The 23020-nt window shown below is 34.5% G+C and carries 23 protein-coding genes, 1 tRNA gene and 1 CRISPR repeat array (1 of these 25 cut by a window edge); of the genes, 13 read left to right on the top strand and 11 right to left on the bottom strand.

Annotated features, from left to right (window positions below):
• Positions 1-6: 6 nt before the first annotated feature.
• From METIN_RS03450 to pyrE, 7 genes are all read left to right on the top strand, one after another.
• Positions 7-423, top strand: coding sequence for a 50S ribosomal protein L13 (locus METIN_RS03450; protein ID WP_013100109.1), 417 nt, complete (start codon positions 7-9; stop codon positions 421-423).
• Positions 424-433: 10 nt separating this feature from the next.
• Complete coding sequence (locus tag METIN_RS03445) at positions 434-844, top strand: 30S ribosomal protein S9 (RefSeq protein ID WP_048203349.1); 411 nt, start codon at positions 434-436, stop codon at positions 842-844.
• 29 nt (positions 845-873) lie between these two features.
• Positions 874-1095 carry a DNA-directed RNA polymerase subunit N gene (locus tag METIN_RS03440; protein ID WP_013100107.1) on the top strand — a complete coding sequence of 74 codons (222 nt, stop codon included), beginning with the start codon at positions 874-876 and terminating at the stop codon, positions 1093-1095.
• Between the two features lie 24 nt (positions 1096-1119).
• Positions 1120-1196: transfer RNA gene (locus METIN_RS03435), tRNA-Pro, on the top strand.
• A gap of 36 nt (positions 1197-1232) precedes the next feature.
• Positions 1233-1400, top strand: coding sequence for a DNA-directed RNA polymerase subunit K (locus METIN_RS03430; protein WP_013100106.1), 168 nt, complete (start codon positions 1233-1235; stop codon positions 1398-1400).
• 3 nt (positions 1401-1403) lie between these two features.
• On the top strand, positions 1404-2339 hold the full coding sequence (locus METIN_RS03425; RefSeq protein ID WP_013100105.1) for a hypothetical protein: 936 nt from the start codon (positions 1404-1406) through the stop codon (positions 2337-2339).
• Positions 2340-2341: 2 nt separating this feature from the next.
• A complete protein-coding gene (gene pyrE, locus METIN_RS03420; protein ID WP_013100104.1) occupies positions 2342-2845 on the top strand; it encodes an orotate phosphoribosyltransferase in 504 nt (167 codons plus the stop codon).
• Here the strand turns inward: pyrE and METIN_RS03415 are convergent.
• From METIN_RS03415 to METIN_RS03390, 6 genes are all read right to left on the bottom strand, one after another.
• Positions 2842-3003, bottom strand: a complete 162-nt coding sequence (locus tag METIN_RS03415) for a preprotein translocase subunit Sec61beta (RefSeq protein ID WP_013100103.1) — start codon at positions 3001-3003, stop codon at positions 2842-2844. The two genes, pyrE and METIN_RS03415, sit on opposite strands and share 4 nt — an antisense overlap.
• The gene (gene coaBC, locus METIN_RS03410; protein ID WP_013100102.1) at positions 3000-4157 is read right to left on the bottom strand and encodes a bifunctional phosphopantothenoylcysteine decarboxylase/phosphopantothenate--cysteine ligase CoaBC; all 1158 of its coding nucleotides are present in this window, start codon (positions 4155-4157) and stop codon (positions 3000-3002) included. Before coaBC ends, METIN_RS03415 begins: the two co-directional genes overlap by 4 nt.
• Positions 4135-5421, bottom strand: a complete 1287-nt coding sequence (gene truD / locus METIN_RS03405; RefSeq protein ID WP_013100101.1) for a tRNA pseudouridine(13) synthase TruD — start codon at positions 5419-5421, stop codon at positions 4135-4137. Before truD ends, coaBC begins: the two co-directional genes overlap by 23 nt.
• A gap of 4 nt (positions 5422-5425) precedes the next feature.
• Entirely contained in the window at positions 5426-6421 is a 996-nt protein-coding gene (gene trm5b, locus METIN_RS03400) for a tRNA (guanine(37)-N1)-methyltransferase Trm5b (protein ID WP_013100100.1), read from the bottom strand.
• Positions 6418-6831, bottom strand: coding sequence for a DUF371 domain-containing protein (locus METIN_RS03395; protein WP_013100099.1), 414 nt, complete (start codon positions 6829-6831; stop codon positions 6418-6420). Before METIN_RS03395 ends, trm5b begins: the two co-directional genes overlap by 4 nt.
• Before the next feature lie 75 nt (positions 6832-6906).
• On the bottom strand, positions 6907-8052 hold the full coding sequence (locus tag METIN_RS03390; protein WP_013100098.1) for an inositol-3-phosphate synthase: 1146 nt from the start codon (positions 8050-8052) through the stop codon (positions 6907-6909).
• A 212-nt stretch (positions 8053-8264) separates the two neighbouring features.
• Between METIN_RS03390 and carA the strand changes: the two genes are divergently transcribed.
• The 4 genes from carA to rgy all read left to right on the top strand — a co-directional run bounded on the left by carA (position 8265) and on the right by rgy (position 16621).
• Positions 8265-9314 (top strand): glutamine-hydrolyzing carbamoyl-phosphate synthase small subunit, encoded by a 1050-nt coding sequence (gene carA / locus METIN_RS03385; RefSeq protein WP_013100097.1) that lies wholly within the window; start codon positions 8265-8267, stop codon positions 9312-9314.
• 10 nt (positions 9315-9324) lie between these two features.
• Positions 9325-12501, top strand: coding sequence for a carbamoyl-phosphate synthase large subunit (gene carB, locus METIN_RS03380; RefSeq protein WP_013100096.1), 3177 nt, complete (start codon positions 9325-9327; stop codon positions 12499-12501).
• Between the two features lie 2 nt (positions 12502-12503).
• Positions 12504-13169, top strand: coding sequence for a ribose-5-phosphate isomerase RpiA (rpiA, locus tag METIN_RS03375; RefSeq protein ID WP_013100095.1), 666 nt, complete (start codon positions 12504-12506; stop codon positions 13167-13169).
• A 122-nt stretch (positions 13170-13291) separates the two neighbouring features.
• Complete coding sequence (rgy, locus tag METIN_RS03370) at positions 13292-16621, top strand: reverse gyrase (RefSeq protein WP_013100094.1); 3330 nt, start codon at positions 13292-13294, stop codon at positions 16619-16621.
• On the opposite strand, the gene METIN_RS03365 is transcribed toward rgy, so the two are convergent.
• Entirely contained in the window at positions 16611-17462 is an 852-nt protein-coding gene (locus METIN_RS03365; RefSeq protein WP_013100093.1) for a hypothetical protein, read from the bottom strand. The genes rgy and METIN_RS03365 overlap by 11 nt on opposite strands.
• 34 nt (positions 17463-17496) lie before the next feature.
• Between METIN_RS03365 and METIN_RS03360 the strand changes: the two genes are divergently transcribed.
• Entirely contained in the window at positions 17497-18285 is a 789-nt protein-coding gene (locus tag METIN_RS03360; protein ID WP_013100092.1) for a translation initiation factor IF-2 subunit alpha, read from the top strand.
• On the top strand, positions 18282-18473 hold the full coding sequence (locus METIN_RS03355; protein ID WP_013100091.1) for an RNA-protein complex protein Nop10: 192 nt from the start codon (positions 18282-18284) through the stop codon (positions 18471-18473). The genes METIN_RS03360 and METIN_RS03355 overlap by 4 nt, the downstream gene beginning before the upstream one ends.
• Here the strand turns inward: METIN_RS03355 and METIN_RS03350 are convergent.
• From METIN_RS03350 to hcp, 4 genes are all read right to left on the bottom strand, one after another.
• Entirely contained in the window at positions 18429-19832 is a 1404-nt protein-coding gene (locus METIN_RS03350) for an aspartate kinase (RefSeq protein ID WP_013100090.1), read from the bottom strand. The two genes, METIN_RS03355 and METIN_RS03350, sit on opposite strands and share 45 nt — an antisense overlap.
• Positions 19833-19942: 110 nt before the next feature.
• A complete protein-coding gene (locus tag METIN_RS03345) occupies positions 19943-20293 on the bottom strand; it encodes a cupin domain-containing protein (protein WP_013100089.1) in 351 nt (116 codons plus the stop codon).
• On the bottom strand, positions 20274-20654 hold the full coding sequence (locus tag METIN_RS03340) for a hypothetical protein (protein ID WP_013100088.1): 381 nt from the start codon (positions 20652-20654) through the stop codon (positions 20274-20276). The genes METIN_RS03345 and METIN_RS03340 overlap by 20 nt, the downstream gene beginning before the upstream one ends.
• Before the next feature lie 30 nt (positions 20655-20684).
• Positions 20685-22298 (bottom strand): hydroxylamine reductase, encoded by a 1614-nt coding sequence (hcp, locus tag METIN_RS03335; protein WP_013100087.1) that lies wholly within the window; start codon positions 22296-22298, stop codon positions 20685-20687.
• A gap of 676 nt (positions 22299-22974) precedes the next feature.
• A CRISPR array of direct repeats spans positions 22975-23020; the repeat unit is 37 nt; unit sequence GTTTGAATCACCAGTCCATTAAAACAAGGATGGAAAC (it continues 1176 nt past the right edge of the window).

Genomic DNA, 23020 nt, shown 5'->3' with positions numbered 1-23020 from the left:
AACACTTTGCCAACAGTAATAGATGCTGAGGGAGCAATATTAGGAAGGTTAGCCTCTAATGTTGCTAAGAGAGTTTTAAGAGGAGAGGAAATAATTATTATAAATGCTGAGAAAGCTATTATAACAGGAAACAAGCAGTGGGTTATAAAACACTACCAAGAAGAGAGAGCTAAGAAAAATGTAGCCAACCCAAGAAGATTTGGGCCTAAGTTTCCAAGAAGACCTGATGATATATTAAGAAGAACCATAAGAAAGATGCTTCCTTACAAGAAAGCTAAGGGAAGAGAGGCATTTAAGAGAGTTAAGGTTTATGTTGGAAATCCTTTAAATTTAGAACCTGATGAAACAATGAAAAGAGAGCTTAAGTCAGTTAAATACATAACCTTAGGAGAGCTTAGCAAACACTTAGGAGCAAAGTTCTAAGGTGATTGGTGTGAGTAAGATAGTGATGACTGTAGGGAAAAGGAAGAGAGCTATAGCAAGGGCTGTAGCAAGAGAGGGGAAAGGGAGAATAAGAATAAATAAGATCCCAATTGAGTTAATAGAACCAAAATATAAGAGAATGAAATTAATGGAGCCAATCTTATTGGCTGGAGAGGAGGTTATTAGCAAGATGGATATAGATGTTACTGTTAAAGGAGGAGGAGTAATGGGGCAAATGGATGCTGCAAGAACAGCTATAGGAAAGGCAATAGTTGAATTCACTGGAAGTAAGGAGTTAAGGGATAAGTTCTTAGCCTATGACAGAACTCTATTAGTTAGTGATGCAAGAAGGACTGAACCACACAAGCCAAGTAGGTCTACAAAAGGACCAAGAGCTAAGAGACAAAAATCCTATAGATAAATTCTTAAAAACTTTTTTATGTGATTTTTATGATGTTTCCTATAAGATGTTTTTCTTGTGGTAATGTTATTGCTGAAGTTTTTGAAGAGTATAAAGAGAGAGTGTTAAAAGGAGAAGATCCAGGAAAGGTTTTAGATGACTTAGGAATTAAAAAATACTGCTGTAGAAGGATGTTCATCTCATACAGAATTGGAAAGAATGGAGAAGAGATAATAGATGAAATGATAAAACATGATGAAACTTATCTATAACTATCTTTCTTAACCTTTTTCCAAGGGGCCGTGGGGTAGCCTGGTTATCCTGTGCGCTTGGGGGGCGTGCGACCCGGGTTCAAGTCCCGGCGGCCCCACCAATTTTTTATTTTAAAACTTTAAATAAGTGAGGGGAGATGAAGCTAACAAAGTTTGAAGTTGCAAGAATTATAGGAGCAAGAAGCTTACAGATAGCAGATGGAGCTTACTCAACCATTGATATAGAGGAGTTAAGCTCTTTAAAGATAGCCTTTGAAGAGTTTAAGAGAGGAAAAATTCCTTTAAAACCTATTAGAGAGAGGTAAAAAATGATAGATGTTATCATAGAGCAAGTTAATGCAAAAGAGGTTTTTAAAAGAGGAGAGCTAAAGATAATGGTTTCTATTATAACTAATTTATCTGTTGGTTATGATATAGTTAAGGTTAAGGAGCCAAGAGACACTATAGCAGAGATAGAGAATGTTGTAGCTCCTGAGATTATTGGCTATTCTGCTAAGGATATAGAGGTTATAGATACTATTCTCTCAGAGTTAAATTTAAGCTCTTCTATAACTATGCCAATCTCTGTTAGTGTGGCAAGGGCTGCATCTAATGCTTTAGATATGCCTCTCTTTAAATTTATTGGGGGCTCTTTTATCTCTGATCTCCCAACAGTAGCCTGTGACATCTTAAAGGATAAAGAAAACAATTCTCTATTCCCAATAATTTCAGCAGAATCCATAGAGGAAATTGTTGAGTTCTATTTAAGGATAAGAGAAGAGTTAAAAAATAACTACATCTTAGCCTATGACTCATATCTCTGTGACAATATCTTCAATGAGATCAGTAAAGTTAGTGAAATAATAAACAAAATTAAGGAAGATGAAGATTTAGAGATTCTTTTAGGGTTAAAGGCTGAAAAAGATAAGATTGAAGGAAAAAATTTAGAAAATATAGATTTCTTAGAGACTAATGAGCCTTTGGACTTTGATGGCTTCTTATGCACTGAAGGCTTCTATGAAGAAAGTGACTTCATTAAGGTAAATCCCTATGAGTTAGGCACCATTTCAGAGTTATCTTACTATATAAATTATATAAATGAAAAAGAGCTAAGCCCAATCATCTCAGGAGAAAACTCTTCTATCTCACACATAGCAGCTGGATTTAAGGTTCCAATAGTAAGAACTTCAATAATGTCAAATATCTTAAATGAGCTTTGGAATATTGAGAGAAATATAGCTAACCCAAGTATAACAAGGTTTTAGCCATGTTATCAAAGCTATTGAAGGAAATAGGATGTATAAAATTTGGAGACTTTATTTTATCCTCTGGGAAGAGAAGTAGCTATTATGTTGATATAAAGAAGGCTATAACAAACCCTGAAGTTTTGGAAATGATTGGGAAGGAGATAGCTAAGAGAGTTTATGAAGATAAGATAGCTGGGATAGAGCTTGGCTCAGTTCCTATAGCTTCAGTAGTTTCTGTCCTTGCCAAGAAACCTTTAGTTATTATTAGAAAGAAACCTAAGGATTATGGAACTATGAGCAAGATAGAGGGAGAGATAAAAGAGGGAGAGAAGGTTTTAATTGTTGAGGATGTTACAACAACAGGAAACAGTGTTATAAAAGCTATCAATGAGGTTAGAGAGGCTGGAGGGATAGTTGAGAGGGTTATAGTTGTTGTTGATAGAGAGGAAGGAGCTGAAGAAAATTTAAAAAAGATTGGAGTTAAGTTAGAGCCATTGGTTAGGGTTAGTGAGATAAAAGATTAGAAAAATCTTCCATAGGTTAAGATAACCTCTAACACTATTATTCCAACAGTAACTCCAATAACATGCTCTGGCTTAACTCTTATTTTTGATAAGCTCTCATCCATATATCTTATTAAACCTGCACTTGTGGCTAAGCCTCTCTCTTCTCTTCTACTCATAACTGTTTCACCTCACTAACTATAAGTTTAGCAACCTCTTTTTTAGATCCATGGCACTTTTTAACTTCACCATATTTCTTAATAATGTAAGCCTCTATATTGTCACTACCAAAGTAGTTTTTTGATAAGTCATTGGCTATAATTATATCTAAGCCATACTCCTCTAACCTTCTCTTAGCCCTCTCTATTAATTCTTTCTCATCAACATTATACTCTGCCTTAAAGCCAACTATTATTTTATCTTTAAACCTCTCTCTCAACTTCTTCAAAACTTTTATATTTCTCCTTAGTTTTATAGTTATCTCTTCAACATCTGAACTTATCTTCCCCTCTTTTTTCTCTGGCACAAAGTCAGAGATTGCAGCACAAGAAATTATAATATCTACTTCCTCCCCAAGCTCTAAAGCTTTTTTCAACATTTCCTCAGATGTTAAAACCTTGAAGCTCTTTATATAGTAAGGAACCTCCTCTCCTAAGCCCATGATTATATAAACCTCATAACCTTCTCTTAAAAAGGCTTCAGCTAAAGCTATTCCCATCTTCCCAGAGGAGAGGTTGGTTATAACTCTAACATCATCAATAAATTCTACAGTTGAGCCATTCAAGATTAAAACCTTCTTTTCAAATTTATTCCCAATTTTATCTATCACTTCTTTAACAATTCTCTCAATATCTATCTTTATTTTTCCCTCCTCTATTTTAGGAGTAATATACTTCAACTTATCCAAGTTTTCTTTTATGCTCTCATACATGTTTATATGCATTACAGGAACCACTAATACAGGCTTATCTTTAAACATTAAATATGTGGTAGTTACAATATTATCAGCTATTTTATTTGCCAACTTGCTTATAGTATTGGCTGTAGCAATTATTAAGTAGAGGTCGCACTCATTATAAAGAGAAATATGTTCTAAATCTCCAGTAATTTCATAATAAACTTTATTTCCACATCCAAATTTTAGAGCTTCCTCTCCAATGATCTTTTTAGTTTCCTCTGTGGCTATGCAGTAAACTTCAGCTCCATGTCTTATTAGCTCTCTCATAAGCTTAGGAGCTTCAATGATGGCTATAGAAGAGGTTAAGCCAACCAATATTTTTTTATTTTCTAAGTATCTTGTCTTACTTCCCCTAAGCAACTTTGTAGGATGCATAGTCTTCCCTCAACAGTTCCCTCAAAACAGAGGTGGCATAGCAACCTCTCTTTAAGCAAAATCTTAAAATATATGAATTCTCTTCTACCTTGTAAGTTAAGTTATATATTTTCTCTAACATCTTCCTCCTTCCACCTTGGAAATAGCCAAAGTCCTCTATTTTAAACTTCTCCCTGCTTAAGTTCTCTTCTTCAAATAGCTCTCTCTCAAGCTCCCCCTGTAAGCCAGAGGCAAACTCAAATTTATAGCCAAATAAGGCTCCAGTGGGAATATTATTAATTAAAATATCCCCTTCATAGGGGGAGAAGCCATATTCATATCTTCTATTTATTAACTCATTGAATAAATAAGATTGGTAGGCATTAACAAACATACACCTAAGATATGGAGGTAAGATTAGAAAAGCTTTTTTGTAATCTCCAGTTTCTATAACCCTCTTAATCATCTTCCTCTCATAAAAAAAGCATCTTGGGAAAAGTTTATAAGCTTCTTTAAATTCTCCTTCATCAACTAACTCCCTTGCTATCCTTGACTTCTCATCATCAAATCTTAATGGAGTTCCACAGTACAAATAAAAAGCTCTCTCCCAATCTCTCTCAATGATAAATTTGCCTACAACATGGGTTATAGGCCTTGTTGTCCCAAACCTTTGAATTCCATAGTAGTTTAAAAAATAGCTCATCTCTAAATTTTCTAAATCCTTTTCAGGCTCTCTAACCCTTATTGTAAATCTGTTTCCCCATAAATCTCCTAACTTGATTTTCCAATTAACCTTTTGAAAGTCCCTTAACACTATATTCTTTATTTTTAAGCTCTTCAACTTCTCCAACTTTATGTTAAAACAGCCAACTCTTTGAGTGGTTACAGCATACTTATCCTTATTCCCAGCAAAGCCAAAGTGTTTCCTTGGAACCCCTAACCTGTTGGCTATCTCCCTTATAGCATCTAAGGTAGTCCAATTTTTCTTTTCTAAGGTGAAGTGTATAAAGCTTCCTTTCCAGTTATCAACATCTTTAAACTCTATACTCTTCCCAACCTCTAAAATTTTCTTGTCAGGAGTTATCTCCTCAACTATAAAGTCCTCAGGATACTTCTTTATAATTCCTCCTGTATAATAGTTATATAAAAATTTATTTAGATTTAAGGGCATCTCCCTTAAATACTCTTTAATAACTTCATCCCTAACTCTCTTAAAAATTCTCTTTCTTCTCTCAATTAAGTTTTTTAAGCTCTCCTCTTTTCTAATCTTTTCTAAGAATTTCATTATTTCACTCTTCAATTAAAAAATCTAAGGCTAAAACATATTCCTTAGGAGAATAGCTCTTAACAACTCTCTTAAACAATAAAGAACAGTTACACTTACTTTCAAATAACTTTATAGCTTCATTAAAATCTTTCCCTATTGTGTAGTAATGTATAACCCCTCCTCTTTTAACAAGCTCTAAGGCTTTATCAACAAACTTATATGAATACTTAGGAAGGTTCATTATAACCCTTGAGCCCTCTAAATTAACATTTCTAACATCATCCAGAATAGGCTCAATTTTATAAACCTTGTTTAGCTCAATATTCTTCTTCAATAGCTCAATAGCATAAGGATTAATATCTATAGAATAAATTTTTTTGGCCATCTTACAGGCTATTGAGAATGGTCCAACTCCAGCAAACATATCTATGACAACATCATTAATATTAACTAACTCTCCTATCCTCTTTCTCTCTCCACTAAGCCTTGGAGAGAAATAAACCTTGGCTATATCTACATACAACCTATAGTTATTCTCTCTATGAATAGTTAAAGTTCTATTCTCTCCAGCTAAGTGTTCAAGCTCTCTAACTCTATACTCTCCCTTAACTTCACTCTTTTTTCTAAAGACTCCTTTACATGGGATCAACTTGTAAGCAAGCTCTCCTATCTCTTTCCTTATGTTGTATGGAACTTCATCAGAAATTTGTAAAATGACAAGGTCTCCTATTATATCATAACCAAGAGCCAATAATTTTTTATCTACCAACTCTCTATATCTCTCCTCTATCACATCTCTAAAACTCTTCTTTTTCTTAACCTTCTCAAGTTCTCTCTCAACAACTTCAACATCCTTAATTAAGCTGTTTAATAAATCTTCATTCACTTCCTTTATTGGAATGTATAAATATTTTTCATCCCTATCTATCTTATACTCCTTATTAAGTAAGTCATTACTAACTAAGATTTTTCTAACTTCCTCTCCTCTCTTTTTCTCTACCTTTATGCACTTAGTCATGGTTCTACCTTTATTTTAAAAATTAGCTCTTTCCCCTTTTTTAATTTTTTAACTATCTCTCTATTTATATCCTTAGCTCCCTTATTGGCTTTAATCATTAATGTTCTTGGACAAATATATGAGCTCTTTCTTATAACTATATCAGTAGGATGCTCTAAAATTAATTCTTTATGCCCTTCTCCCTCTATTCTCTCTTTAATCCCATCAACTTCAATCTCAACCACTATCTTCTTAGCTCTCCTTAATAGTTCTTTAAACTCCTCTGGGAAGTCTAACATAGACTTATCTGCAGAGATCCCAATAATACAGTCTCCTGTTGGAGTTAAATAATCTTCTTTAGTTATTTCAATAGTTCCCTTATGCCTTGCTGAAACATTCCTATGCCCCTTAGCCTTTATTATGAACTCCATGGTTATCTACAAAAAGAGATTTTTAAAATATTTTTAAAGTCTATAAAAAATAAAAACTTTGCTAAAAAAAAAGAGTTATAACCATCTTGGCTTTAAGCCTGCCCACATTCTTAGTTTTTCATAGGCTATTATTCTTGGGATATTCTTCTTCTCTATTGGTCCTGGATTTTTCATATAGAAGGCATTAACCTCATAAACAGTTCCAAACTCTTTTCTCTCAATAGCCATCTTACCAAGTCTAACTAAATCTACCAATAAACCAGCTAAGGCTGGACTATCATTTATCCTTCCATTTATAATTAGTTCATCAATAGCTCCATTGAAGGAAATATATTCAATATCCATAGATATAAACTTCCTATCTCCTATTGGCTCTAAGTAACCAGTTGGCTTTATATAGTGAGGAGGCTCATAGCCAAGTATATCTTTAACAATACTTGACTTTGTATATTCCTTACTCTTATTTCTCTCTTCATCAGTTAGAGCTAAGAAGTCAGTGTTTCCTCCTATGTTGAACTGAACAATATATTTTATATGCCTATTTCTTTGGCATAAGTGGGTTATAACATCAGCTGTTAATGGAGTAGCTCCAGTGGCTCCATCATCTCCAAAGATAACTAAGTTACTTTCCTTAGCAAGCTCTACAAAGGCTTTATCATTGGCTATTAAAGTTGGGATGGCATTTATAAATGCTGCTCCTCCAACCTCTTTAGCATACTTACAAGCTGCATAGGCATAGACTTGAGTAGCTGTTACCCTCTCCTTCTTATCTTCCTCAATAGCCTTTATTAACTCCTCTTTATCATTGAATGGGACAAAAGACTCTGTGGTACAGACATTGACAATAACTTCAACTCCTTTCTCTTTCCAGCTCTCTATTAATTTATCAACAGCCTCTGATAAGCTTAAATTGTCCTCTAATCCCTCAGCCTCTATTGGCAAGTTTCTTAAGCTTCTTAAGTGAATTCCCTTCTCTACAACAATATCTTTTAAGCTCTCTGGAACTTTGTCATAATATCTTTTACAAACTTCATAAACTGTCTTTCCTATCTTACTCTTATCAACATCATAGCTTGCAACTATTTCTATATCTTCAATTTTTATAGGTAACTCATTAGAAAGAGGTACTCCATAAGGCTCTATCTCTCCATTTTTTATTCTCTCCAACCCTATAGAGAAGATACTTCCAACATACCCCTGTCCTAAAATAGCTACTTTCATCCTCCCACCTAAAAAAATTTGTTTAAAAAAGTTCTTTGATGTCTATTATATAAACATCCTATATTTATATTTTTCTAAGATTAATAAATTTGGAAACACTTAATATAACAAAATTTTAAATACCCTCAGGAGCATTTAGATGTTAGCACAAGCCCAGAATTAAAAAATTTTGAAAGTTTATAATCAAATATTTAAATAAATAGGTGTATAAAATGGTTTATCTTGTTTTAGAAGATGGAACTATTTTTGAAGGCAAGAGATTTGGCTCTGAAAAAGAATGCTTAGGAGAAATTGTTTTTTGTACAGCCATGGTTGGCTATGTTGAAGCTATAACAGACCCATCATACAAGGGACAAATTTTAACCTTCACCTATCCTTTAATAGGAAACTATGGAGTCTCTGAGGAATGGTTTGAATCTGATGGAGTTAAGTGTGAGGGAGTAGTGATAAAAGAGCTTAACTTTACCTCTCATCACAAGGGTAAGAAAGAGCTTGATGACTTACTTAAAGAGTATGATGTTCCAGGGATTTATGGAGTTGATACAAGAGAGCTAACTAAGAGGATAAGAGTTTATGGAGCCATGAAGGCTGGGATAGGGGAGGATAAAGAGGAGTTGTTGGAGAAGGTTAAGAAACATAAAGACATCTCAGAGCTTAACCTTGTTGAGGAAGTTAGCATAAAAGAGCCAAAGGTTATAGGGAAGGGGAAGAGAAGAGTGGTTTTATTAGACTGTGGAGTTAAGAGAGGGATAGTCAATAACTTGTTAGATAATAATATTGAACTTATCATAGTTCCTTACAACACTTCCTATAAGGAGATCTTGGACTATGATCCAAATGGCCTCTTTATCTCCAATGGTCCTGGAGATCCAAGGGTTTTAAAAGAAATTATAGAGAACATTAAGAAACTTATCAATGAGCTACCAATCTATGGAATCTGTTTAGGGCATCAACTCCTCTCCTTAGCCTTAGGAGCAAAGATAAAGAAGTTAAAGTTTGGTCATCATGGAATAAATCAGCCAGTTAAAGACTTTGAGACTGGAAGAGTTTATATAACCTCACAAAACCACAACTATGCTGTTTATGAAATCCCTGACTGTTTAGAAGTGACTCAGATAAATCTAAATGATAAGAGCATTGAGGGAATTAAGCATAAGGAACTGCCAATAAAAGGGGTTCAATACCACCCAGAGGCAAGACCTGGGCCACATGATACATTAAGCTATTTTGAAGAGTTTAAAAAGATTGTTAGAGAGTACTAAGGTGAAGAGAATGCCAAAAAGAGAAGACATTAAAAAAATATTGATTATTGGTTCTGGGCCTATAGTTGTTGGTCAAGCCTGTGAATTTGACTACTCTGGCTCTCAGGCCTGTAAAGCTTTAAGGAAGTTAGGTTATGAAGTTGTCTTAGTAAATTCTAACCCAGCTACAATTATGACTGATACAGACATGGCTGATAGGGTTTATATTGAGCCATTAACTTCTGAAGTGTTGGAAAAGATTATAGAAAAAGAAAGGCCTGATGCTATTCTACCAACCTTAGGAGGACAGACAGCCTTAAACTTAGCTGTTGAGTTAGCTGAAAAGGGAATCTTGGATAAGTATGATGTTGAACTTATAGGAGCTAACTTAGAGGCTATAAAGAGAGGAGAGGATAGAGAGTTATTTAAAGAGTGCTGTAAAAAGGCTGGAGTTGAGGTTTTAAGAAGTAAAACAGTCTTTAGTGTTGATGAAGCCTTAGAGTTTGCTGAAGAGATTGGCTACCCTATAGTTGTTAGGCCAGCCTTCACCTTAGGAGGGACTGGTGGAGGAATTGCCTACAATCCAGAGGAGTTAAAGGAGATTGTAAGTAAGGGTTTAGAGTACAGTTTAAAGAATCAAGTTCTAATTGAAGAATCTGTCTTAGGATGGAAAGAGTTTGAGTATGAAGTTATTAGAGATAAAAATGACAATGTCATTATCATCTGTACCATTGAAAATATGGATCCTATGGGTGTTCACACAGGAGACTCTATAACTGTAGCTCCAGCTCAAACTTTAAGTGATGAAGAATATCAGAAGATGAGAGATTACTCAATAAAGATTATTAGAGCTGTTGGTGTTGAAACTGGAGGAAGTAATATTCAGTTTGCCCTCAATCCAAAGGATGGAAGAATTGTAGCTATAGAGATGAACCCAAGAGTTTCAAGAAGCTCAGCCTTGGCAAGTAAAGCTACTGGTTATCCAATAGCTAAGGTTGCTGCTCAGTTGGCTGTTGGTCTAACACTTGATGAGATAGAGAATGAGATAACTGGGACATCAGCAGCATTTGAGCCAACTATTGACTATGTTGTTGTTAAGGTTCCAAGATGGGACTTTAAAAAGTTGAGAGGAGCTGATCCAACACTAACTACACAGATGAAGAGTGTTGGAGAGGTAATGGCTATTGGTAGAACATTTGAAGAAGCTTTACAAAAAGCCTTAAGAGGTTTGGAAATAGGGGTTCATGGGTTAGATGGATATAGAAAGTTGGAGAAGAAGGAGATAGAGAAGAAACTAAGAATTCCAACACCTGAGAGAATCTTTTATATAAAGTATGCTTTACAGAATGGCTTTAGTGTTGAAGAAATAGCTGAGCTGACAAAGATAGACAAGTGGTTTATCAGAAAAATTAAGAATATTGTAGATATGGAAGAAAAGATGAAGAGAAGTAGGTTAAGTGAAGACATAATTAGAGAGGCTAAATACTATGGCTTCTCTGACACACAGATAGCCAATATTTATAATATAGAGCCCCTAACCTTTAGAAAGTTTAGAAAAGAGGTAGTGAAAGCTAAATATAAGTTTGTTGATACTTGTGCAGCAGAGTTTGAGGCTAAAACACCTTACTATTATTCAACTTACACAGATAGAGAGGATGAGTCAAGAGTTTCAAAGAGAAAGAAAATTATCATCCTTGGTTCTGGGCCAAATAGGATTGGACAAGGGATAGAGTTTGATTACTGTTGTGTCCATACTATAAAGGCTGTTCAAGAGGAAGGTTATGAGGCTATAATGGTTAATTGTAACCCTGAAACAGTTTCAACAGACTATGACACAGCTGATAAGCTTTACTTTGATCCACTATACTGGGAAGATGTCCTAAATATTGTTGAGAATGAAAAGCCTGATGGGGTTATAGTTCAAGTTGGTGGACAGACACCATTAAACTTGGCAAAGTACTTAGAGAACTATATTATAGGGACTTCTAAGGAGTCTATAGACTTAGCTGAGGATAGGGAGAAGTTTGCTAAGATCTTAGAGGAGTTAAATATTCCTCAGCCCCCAAATGGGATAGCATACAATGAGGAAGAGGCTTTAAAGATAGCTAAGGAAATTGGCTACCCAGTTTTGGTTAGGCCTTCCTATGTCTTAGGAGGAAGGGCAATGAGAATAGTGTACAATGAAGAGGAGTTAAAAGAATATATAAAAGAGGCTGTTGAAGTCTCTGAAGAGCATCCTGTCTTAATAGATAAGTTCTTAGAAGATGCTACAGAGGTTGATGTTGATGCCATCTGCGATGGGGAATCTGTACTAATAGGAGGAATTATGGAGCACATTGAAGAAGCTGGGGTTCATAGTGGAGACTCAGCCTGTGTTATCCCTCCTCAAACATTGTCAAAGGAAGTTATTGAAATAATTAAAGACTATACAAGAAAGATAGCTCTAAAGTTGAATGTTAAAGGGTTAATAAATATTCAATATGCTATTAAGGATGACAAGGTTTATGTGTTAGAGGCTAACCCAAGAGCTTCAAGAACTGTCCCATTCTTAAGTAAGGCTATAGGCTTACCTCTTGCTAAGATAGCTGCTAAGGTCATGTTAGGAAAGAAGTTAAAAGAGTTAAATGTTAAAGAGAGAGAGCCAAAAATGGTTTGTGTTAAAGAGGCTGTGTTCTCATTTGAAAAGTGGCCAGGGGTTGAGATTGAGCTATCTCCAGAGATGAAGTCTACTGGAGAAGTTATGGGAATAGATAAAAACTTTGGATTAGCCTATTATAAAGCTCAGTTAGCAGCTGGTTATAAATTGCCAACCGAGGGGACAGTGCTATTTACAGTTGGAAGGGATAAGGAGAAAATTGTTGATATAGCTAAAGGGTTTAAAGAGTTAGGGTTTAAAATTTTAGCCACTGAAGGAACCTATAGGGTGTTAAAAAATCATGGAATTGATGCTGAGAGAGTATATAAGGTTTTTGAAGGTAGGCCTAACATCATAGACCTAATGAAATCTGGGAAGATAGACTTAATTATAAATATTTCTAAGGGTAAAGAGGCTAAGGAAGCAGAGCAATTAATTAGAAAGACAGCCATAGACTTAAGAATTCCTTATATAACCACTGTAGCAGGAGCAAGAGCAGCCTTAGAGGCTATAAGGAGTATAAGGGAGAAGGATATTGATGTCTATTGCATAAATGATTTCTTTGAGGGATAAAAATGGATTTAAAGAGAGCTGTAGCTAAGGAAGCAGCTAAGTTAATCAAAGATGGCTCTGTTGTTGGCTTGGGAAGTGGATCAACAGCAGCTTTATTTATAGAAGAGCTTGCCAAAAGGATGGAAAATGAGGATATAGCCATCTTTGGAGTGCCAACCTCTTATGAGGCTAAGCTTTTAGCCTCTCACTATGGAATCCCTATAGTAAGTATAGAGGATTATGATGTTGACATAGCTGTAGATGGAGCTGATGAGGTTAGAAAAAAAGACTTAGCCTTAATTAAAGGAGGAGGAGGATGCCACACTTGGGAGAAGATAGTTGATTACAATGCTAAGGAATTTGTTGTTATAGTTGATGAGAGCAAGGTTAAAGACTCTCTCTCCTTCCCTGTCCCTGTTGAAGTAATTCCTCACTCTTACAGGGTTGTGATGAAAAGGCTAAAAGAGCTTGGTGGAGAATCAGTTATAAGGCTTGGGGAGAGGAAAAGGGGGCCAGTGATAACTGACAATGGGAACTTTATCTTAGATGTTAATATAAAAGTTGAGAATGCTGAAGAGTTAGAGGAAAAGATAAATAATATCCCTGGAGTTGTAGAGAATGGAATCTTCAGTAGAGTTGATAAAGTTTTAGTTGGTACAAAGAAGGGAGTTAAGGCTCTTAAAAAATAAAATTTTTTATTTTTTTATATCAATAGGGATTTAAATATTTAAAACTTTGATACTAACCACAAACTTTTTAAACTCTTTTTTATGGAATAATTGAATTAATTTAAAATTTAAAATGTGATAGAATGCCAGTTCCAATGATATTTAAAGAGATGTGTCCAAACTGTGGGGGAGAAATAAGTAGTGAAAGACTAACTATAGGAGTTTGTGAAAACTGTCTTCCAGAGGATATAAGGTTAGAGAAGTTAGAGCTCTGTAAAAAAATAGAGGTTAAGAATTTAAAGAACTACTGTAAGGTTTGGAGAGAATTTAAAGAGTTTGAAGATTTTGTTAAGAGTTTAGGTTATAAGTTATTAAGTATTCAAAAGATGTGGGCTAAGAGGGTTTTAAAGAATAAAAGTTTTTCTATAGTGGCTCCAACTGGTGTAGGGAAAAGCTTCTTTGGAGTTCTCATCTCTCTATACTTAGCAAGTAAGGGAAAAAGATGCTATATCATTCTACCAACAACACTCTTAGTTAAGCAAACATATGAGAGAATAACAAAGATCATAGAAGAGAAGAATTTAAAGATTAATGTAGTTGCTTACCACTCTGAGCTAAAGAATAGGGAAAAGAGAGAGGCTAAGGAGAAGATAGAGAATAATGAGTTTGACATCTTAATAACTACTTCAAGTTATTTAACAAAAAACATGCCAAAGGCTAAATTTGACTTTATCTTTGTTGATGATGTTGATGCTCTCTTAAAATCTTCAAAAAATATAGATAGGACTTTAATGCTCTTAGGATTTTCAGAGGAGCATATTAACTTAGCTTCAAAAATTGTTTTCCTTATAAGGATTGGGAAATTTGAAGATGCTATGAAACTTAGAGAGGAATTAAAGGAGAAAATTAAAGATGTTAAGCATGGCTGTTTAGTTATAGCCTCAGCCACAGGGAAGAGTTATGGGGATAGGGTTAAGCTCTACAGAGAGCTTTTAAACTTTGAGGTTGGCTTTGGGATGAACAAGTTGAGGGATGTTACAGATCTCTATGATGATAAACTGAGTGTAGAAGAAATAGTTAGATATGTTAAAAAGTTGGGAGATGGTGGCTTAATCTTTGTCTCTATGGATTATGGGGTTGAGAAGGCTAAGGAAATAGAGGAAAGATTATTAGAAGAGGGAGTTAAGGCTAAGCTTATACATTCAAAGGATAAGAAAGGATTTGAAGACTTTAAAGAGGGTAAGTTAGAAGTTTTAATAGGGGTAGCCTCTTACTATGGTGTCTTAGTTAGAGGCTTAGACATGCCTGAGAGAGTTAGATACTCTCTATTTTATGGAATTCCAAAGTTTAAGATTAAGTTAAGGGAGTATGTTAGGAAGTTAGTTGAGGAGGGGAAGTTAAAGGAAGAGATAGAGATAGAGGGGAAGAGCTTAGAGGAAATTGAGAATATTGTTAGAGAGAAATTAAAGATAAGAAACTTCTCTTTAAGAGAGGAAGATGATATCTATCTCTTACTTCCTGATGTTAAAACCTATATCCAAGCATCAGGTAGAACCTCAAGGATGACAGAGTTTGGCTTAACCAAGGGTTTATCTATAGTGTTGAGTGATGATAAAAAGTTATTGGAATATTTGAGTAAATATATGATTTTCATGTATGAGAGTGAGTTTAAACATGTTTCAGAGGTTAATTTAGAAGAAATTATTAAAGAGATTGATGAAGATAGAGAGAGGTTAAGGAGAGAGAAGAGGAAGAAAGAGGTTCCTGATTTATTGAAGTCTGTGTTAATGGTTGTTGAAAGTCCTAATAAAGCAAGAACTATAGCCAGCTTCTTTGGTAAGCCCTCAGTTAGGAAGATAAATAATAGGAATATCTATGAGGTTTGTGTTGGAGATTTAAACTTAATTATAACTGCAAGTGGAGGGCATGTCTTTGATCTTGTTACAAAGGAAGGGTTTTATGGGGTTAAGATTGAAGACAATTTATATATTCCAATTTATTGCTCAATAAAAAAGGTTGATGGAGAGCAATTCACTGACCAGAAGGATATTGAAGAGCTTATAAAAGAAAATGTCAATTTCATGGATTCTAAGGAGAATATAGAGATAATTAGAGAGATAGCTGATGAAGTTGATGCCATCTTTATAGCCACTGATATAGATACAGAGGGAGAGAAGATAGGTTATGACATAGCTCTAAATGTAATGCCTTTTAACAACTCTATATATAGGGTAGGGTTCAATGAAATTACCAAGAGAGCTATCTTAAGGGCTGTTGAAGCCTTTAAAAATAAGGAGAAGTTGGAGCTTGATGAGAACAAGGTTAAGGGACAGGTGGTTAGAAGAATTGAGGATAGATGGATAGGCTTTAGATTGAGCCAAAAACTTTGGGAAGTGTTTGGGAAAAACTACCTATCTGCTGGAAGGGTTCAAACTCCTGTTTTAGGTTGGATTATAGAGAGATATAATGAGCACAGGGAGAAAGTTAACTTACTTTCCCTAAGATTGGAAGAAGATATCTATGTGTCAAAGGTTTTTGATGGAGAGTTTGACAGGGAAGAGGTTAATATAGAAGTTAAAATTTATGAGAGGAAGATAGAGCCACAGCCTCCATTTACCACAGACACTTTATTAGAAGAGGCTACAAAGAGGTTTAACCTAAGTGTTGATGAGGTTATGAGCATAGCTCAAGACTTGTTTGAGCTTGGTCTCTGTACATATCATAGAACTTCATCAACAAGGGTCTCTTTAGATGGGATGAGAGTAGCTAAGGAATATTTAAAATTAAATGGCTTAGAAGATTATCTAAAAAATAGAGAGTTCTTCATGGAAGGAGCTCATGAGTGTATTAGACCAACAAAGCCTATGGATACTGAAGAGCTAATAGAGTTCATAAAAGAGAACAACATTAGGTTAACAAAGAATCATATTAAGGTTTATGACTTAATATTTAGGAGATTTATGGCCTCTCAGATGAAAGAGGTTTTAGTGGAGTATGAAGAAATATATATTAAAGAGTTAGATGAGAAAATTGAAGGATATATAGAGGTTAAGTTTGATGGATGGTCTAAGCTTTATTGGCTGAAGTTAAAAAAATTGCCAAGGGTTGAGAAAGATAAGTTAAAAGTTTTAGAGAAGAGTGTTAGAAGAATTCCAAAGGTTCCACTGTATGATGAGGGAGAGGTTGTTAAACTCATGAAAGAGAGGAAGATAGGAAGGCCATCAACCTATGCTCAAATTATTAAAAAGTTACTGGATAGGGGATATGTAATAAAGAGTAAGGATAAGGGTAAGTTGGTTCCAACAAAGTTAGGAATAGAGGTTTATAACTATTTAATAACAAACTATCCTGAGCTTATATCAGAGAAGAGGACAAGGGAGTTAGAGGAAATTATGGATAAGATAGAGAATGGAGAAATTGACTACATAGAAGTTCTAAATGAACTCTACAAGGAAATTCTCTCTATAACTTAACCCTATTTTTTGAAAATAAGCTAAAATTTTTATACTCTTCTTCTGTTATTGGATAGATCTTAAACTCTATGTCATTAACAATACACAAGTTCTTTAGATATCTATATGCTTTATTTCCATCATACTCCTTATAGAAGGCATAGATTGGTTTCTTAGCTCTTGAAACTATATAGCCTTCATCAATCTTAATTAAAGAAGGCTCTTCAGTTAGAGCCTCACTTAATGGTCCATAAAAAGTTTTAAATTCTCTCTTTTCAATATTCTTTATAAGCTCTTCAAAAGATAAAACATTATAAAGCTTTCCTTCCTTATACTCATTAACAATCTCATCAGAAATTTTTTTAGCATAGACTAAGCTAACTGCAAATAAAGTTTTTATCTTGGTTAAAGCCTTCTCTTTAAAGTATAACTTTCTCTTTGTTTTATAGACACAAAAAATTATATTTTTATCTTTAACTCCAACATATCCTTTTTCATCCTTAAATCTCTTTGGAACTATTTCAAAGAATCCGTCCAAGGAGAGGAGGTTAGAGTAAGAGTTTAAGATTATATAATCTCCAACCTCTAAATGATTTAAATACTCTAAGATTTTATTATAGCTTAAGTTTGAGAGATCCTTCTCTAACTCAAACACCTTTATATAAAAGCTATCCTTACTTTTTAACTCTTTAATAACATATAGTAAATCTTTCTCCCCAGTCTCATCAATTACCTTTATTAACTTTGAGTTTCTATAGATTAGTAGATACTTATCAACCTCAATAACTCCAGTAAAGTCTATTAGCTCATCAACAATTTCCTTTAAACTTTTAACATTTCCAAGCTTTTTAATAACTAACATGAGGAACACCAAAAACAAATTTAAGGTGAGAAACATGAGAAAGGATTTCCCTGAAGAGGGAGACATAGTTATAGGAACTGTGAAAGAGGTTAAACCTTATGGAGCATTTGTTGAGCTTTTAGAGTATCCTGGGAAAGAAGGGTTAATTCATATCTCAGAGGTTACTTCAGGATGGGTTAGGAATATAAGGGATCATGTCAAGGTTGGCCAGAGGGTTGTAGCTAAGGTTTTAAGGGTAAATAAGGAGAAGGGGCATATAGACTTATCCCTTAAGAGAGTTAGTGATCAACAAAGGAGAGAGAAGGTTCAGGAGTGGAAGAGGTTCCAGAGAGCAGTGAAGATGCTTGAAAGAGCAGCTGAAAAGCTTGGGAAAAGTTTAGAGCAAGCTTGGGATGAGGTTGGCTACTTGTTAGAGGATGAGTTTGGAGAGCTATATAATGCCTTTGAAACCTTGGTTATAGAGGGTAAAGAAGCCTTAGATGACTTAGAGATAAGTGATGAGTGGAAAGAGACTCTCTATGAAGTGGCTAAGGAGAGTATAGAGCTAACAAATGTTGAGGTTGAAGGAATCATAGAGATGACATGCTTTGAGCCAGATGGAATTAAGAAGATAAAAAGAGCCCTAACAAATGCTTTAAAGGCTAATCCTTATGAGGATGTTGAGGTTAAAATAACTTATGTTGGAGCTCCTAAGTATAGGGTTGAGGTTATAGCTCCAGACTATAAGAGTGGGGAGGAAGTGTTTAAAAAGGTTTGTGAGAGAGCTATAAAGTTCATTAAAAAGTATGGTGGAGAAGGAAAGTACTATAGGGTAGAATCATGAAGATAAGGAAGTGTGAAAGGTGTGGAAGATACACTCTAAAAGAGATTTGTCCAGTCTGTGGAGGAAAAACCTTCTATCCAAAACCTCCAAAATTTTCCTTGGAGGATAGATGGGGAGAGTATAGAAGAAAGCTAAAAAGAGCTCTAAGAAATAAACTTCCTATGCAAAGCTCTGACACAGTTAATTAAGTCTTTTTTGTCTATGACAAAAGAAATATTAACCTCTGAAGAACCTTGAGCTATCATCTTTATGTTAGCTCCACTCTCAGAGACTGTTGTAAAGATCTCCCCAGCTATTCCCTTAGCTCCCCTCATCCCAGCACCAACTACAGATACAACAGAGACATCATGGTCAACTTCAACATCTCTAATTATACTACTCTCTAAGAAGCTTCTCTTTCCAAAGGACCCAAACTCTCTTTTTAAGCTGTTAATTGCCTTTTCAACATCTTCCTCACTAACCACTATTGATATGTTGGTTTCAGAAGAACCCTGACTTATTAAGATGACATTAACCCCCTCTTCTCCTAAGGCTTTAAAAATTCTTGCTGCTGTGCCACTAACTCCCACCATTCCAGCTCCAAAGATATTTATGAGGGCTACATTCTTTATTGTTGTTATTGCTTTAACCACATTATTACTGTATTCAACATCATTACTTATTATTGTCCCTTCCTCCTCTGGCTTGAATGTATTCTTAACCAAAATTGGAATTCCCTTCTCCATGGCTGGCTCTATTGTTCTTGGATGTAAAACCTTAGCTCCAAAGTAAGCCAACTCCATAGCTTCAATGTAACTTAACCTTGGAATTCTCTTAGCCTCCTTAACCAACTTTGGGTCAGTTGTATAAACCCCTGAAACATCTGTCCATATCTCTATTAAGTCAGCATCTAAGCCATAACCTATAAGAGCAGCTGAGTAATCACTTCCTCCCCTTCCTAAGGTTGTTATCTCCCCATCTTCAGTAACTCCTATGAATCCTGTAACCACTGGAACTATGTCATTCTCCAACAGTGGGCTTAAAAATTCTTTAACCCTTAGCTTTATCACTTTAGCATTCCCAAAGTTTTTATCAGTTATTATTCCAGCCTCTCCTCCCTCTAAGGCTATAGCTTTTAACCCTAAATCCCTTAAAGAGCCTGCAACAATTGGAGCTGATAGCCTCTCTCCAAATGATAAGATATAGTCCCTTGACTTTGGAGAGAGCTCTCCTAAGTAGGCTACCCCAATTAAAACCTTCTCCAACTCTTCTATTCTATTGTCTATAATTTTCTTTACATGCTCTCTTATTCTCTCATCTTTTATAGCCATGTTTATAGCATCATAGTGCTTCTTTTTAACAAACCTTATAAAGTCATCAATCTTATTCAAGTCTCTAATATTAAGAGCCTTCTGAGAAATGTCTATTAAGGCATTTGTCACTTCACTCATAGCTGAAACTACAGCTACAACTTGATCATTTTCTTTCCTCTCTTTTATGATGTTTGCTACTCTCCTAATCATCTCTCCAGAGCCTACAGAAGTTCCACCAAATTTTAAAACTCTCATAGGTGTTTCCCTCATTTAGAAGTTTAAAAGAGATATAAATAAAAATTAGACTTTATAAATTTGTTTGTTAAAGATTTAAATTTTATGATAAAATAGAAAAATAAAAAAGTTTATTCACACTTTATAGCCTCTTCTGGAGCCCCTAACTTTTTAGGATGTGGAGCCTTTATAACAAAAAACTCCAGCAAATCAGAGGTTTTATTTTCAATTAGCATCTTTGTATTGAATGGGACATAAACTATACTTCCTTCTTTATAAAGATTAGGTTCCTGATCCTCTAAAGTTAGTGTCATCTCTCCTTTAATTATAATTAGATGGACATAGGAGTTAGATATATGCTTAGGAATCTTCTCTCCCTTTGGTAAGACCATATGATTTATAATAACATGCTCAGTATTAACTATCTTCTCAATTAACTTCTTATTAGCATTGGTTGTAAAGTTATAAACCTTCTCTATCACTATTACCACCTTCTATATAAAATAAAAATTCCTCATCATCATTTAGACAGTGGATTATTGGCTGTCTTATTCCAAAATTTGGCCCACAGGTTTTAGCTAACTCTCTTTCTAATTTAACCAATTCCTCTAAAATCTCTTTTATTTTCCCTTCAATTTCTATAGTTATTTTTGGCTCTTCATTGTAGTAGATCAAGAACTTCTTATATAGTAAGAGTAAAGCTTCCTCCTGATTTTTTGCTAAGTCAGAGATAATCTTACTATCATATCTTTTTATATTCTCAAATTTAGCCAATAGAGTAAGCTTAGCCTTTAAATTTATAATTCTCTCAACCTTCTCCTTTATCTCATCTAACTTTTTCATAGTAAATCACAAAAAAATTTTTAAGTGGGTTTAGCCAACCAGCCTTTTAATATCTTCATCTACAGTAGTTATTTGAGAGATTCCAAATTTCTCAACTAAAACCTTAGCTACATTCTCAGATAAGAATGCTGGCAATGTAGGGCCTAAGACTATGTTCTTAACTCCTAAGTATAGTAGTGCTAATAACACAGCCACAGCCTTCTGCTCATACCAAGCTATATTATAGGCTATAGGGAGATCATTAATATCTTCTAATCCAAAGGCATCCTTTAAGGCTAAGGCTATCTTAACTAATGAGTAACTGTCATTACATTGCCCAGCATCTAAAACTCTTGGGATCCCATCAATCTCTCCTAAGTCTAATTTTATAAACCTATACTTTGCACATCCACAGGTTAAGATAACTGTATCCTTTGGCAACTTCTTGGCAAATTCAGTATAGTATTCCCTTGTTTTATGTCTTCCATCACATCCAGCCATGACAACAAACTTTCTAATCTTTCCACTTTTCACAGCCTCTATTATCTTATCTGCTAAGGCTAAAACTTGGTTGTGGGCAAAGCCTCCAACTATCTTACCCTTCTCTAAAGGTGTTGGTGGCTTACACTTTTTAGCATGCTCAATAACTTCACTAAAGTCTTTCTTCCCATTCTTCTCAGGAATTCTCTTTAATCCTGGATAGCCAACTTCATTAGTGACATAGACTCTATCTTTATAACTATCCTTAGGAGGTACTAAACAGTTTGTTGTCATCACTATTGGCCCATTGAACTTTTCAAACTCCTCTGTCTGTCTCCACCAAGATCCTCCATAGTTTCCAGCAAAGTGCTCATACTTCTTAAAGAATGGGTAATAGTGAGCTGGCAACATTTCAGAGTGTGTATAGATATCTACACCTTGCCCCTTACTCTGCTCTAACAACTCTTCCAAGTCTTTTAAATCATGACCACTTATTAATATTCCTGGCCTATCTCTCACTTCTAAGCTAACCTCTGTTATCTCTGGATGTCCATAAGTTTCAGTGTTTGCCTTATCCAATAATGCAAGGGTTTCAACTGCATACTTTCCAGTTTCTAAGGCTAAGTTAAAGAGCTCATCAACATCTTCACTTTCAATTAGCCTTGAGAAAGCTCTAATTATAAATTTATGTATCTCCTCATTGTTGTATCCTAACCTCATGGCATGGGTTAGATAAGCACCAATCCCTTTAATTCCATAGGTGATAAGTTCCTTTAAACTTCTAATATCTTCATTTTTTTCAGCTAAGATTCTGACTTCATCAGAGTTAGCCATCTTTATTATATCTTCATCACTCTCATAAGTCCAAGTGGCTTGCTTAGGAAGCTCTTCCCTATTTAAGTTTAACTTCTCTATAACCTTCTCTCTTAGCTCAACCCCTCTCTTTATATAGCTTATAATGTCATTTTTATCAAAATTGACATTTGTTATTGTTGTGAAGAGAGCTTTTGGTATATAATCTGTAATTTCTTCATCTAAATAGCCCTTATTGCAAACATAGGCTAAACCTTTTATAGTATAAACTAATAAATCCTGAAGGTTTGCAGTTTCTTCATCCTTCCCACAGACTCCTCTTACTGTACAGCCTTCATTTCTTGCAGCCTCTTGGCATTGGAAACAGAACATTCTTTTTCACCTTTTTAGAGTTTCTAATAAATCTTCTTGTAAAATAGGATATATAAAAGTTTTTAATTTTTTAAAAAAGGAAAAATAGCCAATTTTTAACTTTGAGGTTTAAAAAGCTGGATGTAAAGATTATGAAAAATTTTCTTTTTGTTAATATTTATTTGTGGATTTAATAGGTTTTATTTTTTGTTATTAATAAGTTTATTGTGGTTATTAAAGTTTTTAATTAAGTTTTTCTTTGAAACTTTTAGAAAAAGTTTCATCAAAAGGAATTAGTTTGATGGGTTTTTATTTTTTTGTTATTAGTTATTTAGATATCGTTATTAATGTTTTTAATTAAGTTTTCTTGCTTTTATATAGGGGTTGTTGGAAATTGGTACGAGAAAATTGGGAAAAAGTAATACTGATTTTTTCGTTGGAGAATTGTGATTTTTTAGTTTTTTGGCTTGTTTGCTGTTATTTTGTAGGTTTTAGGTTTAGTTAGACTTTATTTTTAGTGAAATATGGGTTAATTGTTGAGCTTTGTTTTAACGGTTGTGCATAGTATTTTTAAATGGAGGGAACAATCTTTCTTACTTTTATATAGGGGTTCAATAACCAACCAGTAAGAAAACTCGGGTTTAAAAAGAAAGTTTTTTATAGGAGTTTTGATATAAAATAAGGGCAGACATTAAGGGTTTGAATCACCAGTCCATTAAAACAAGGATGGAAACAAAATTTCT

The organism is Methanocaldococcus infernus ME (genome assembly GCF_000092305.1).
Lineage (GTDB): Archaea > AGJL01 > Methanococci > Methanococcales > Methanocaldococcaceae > Methanocaldococcus > Methanocaldococcus infernus.
The sequence above is the reverse complement of the archived record's forward strand: the minus strand, read 5'-3'. Positions and strand labels throughout refer to the sequence as shown.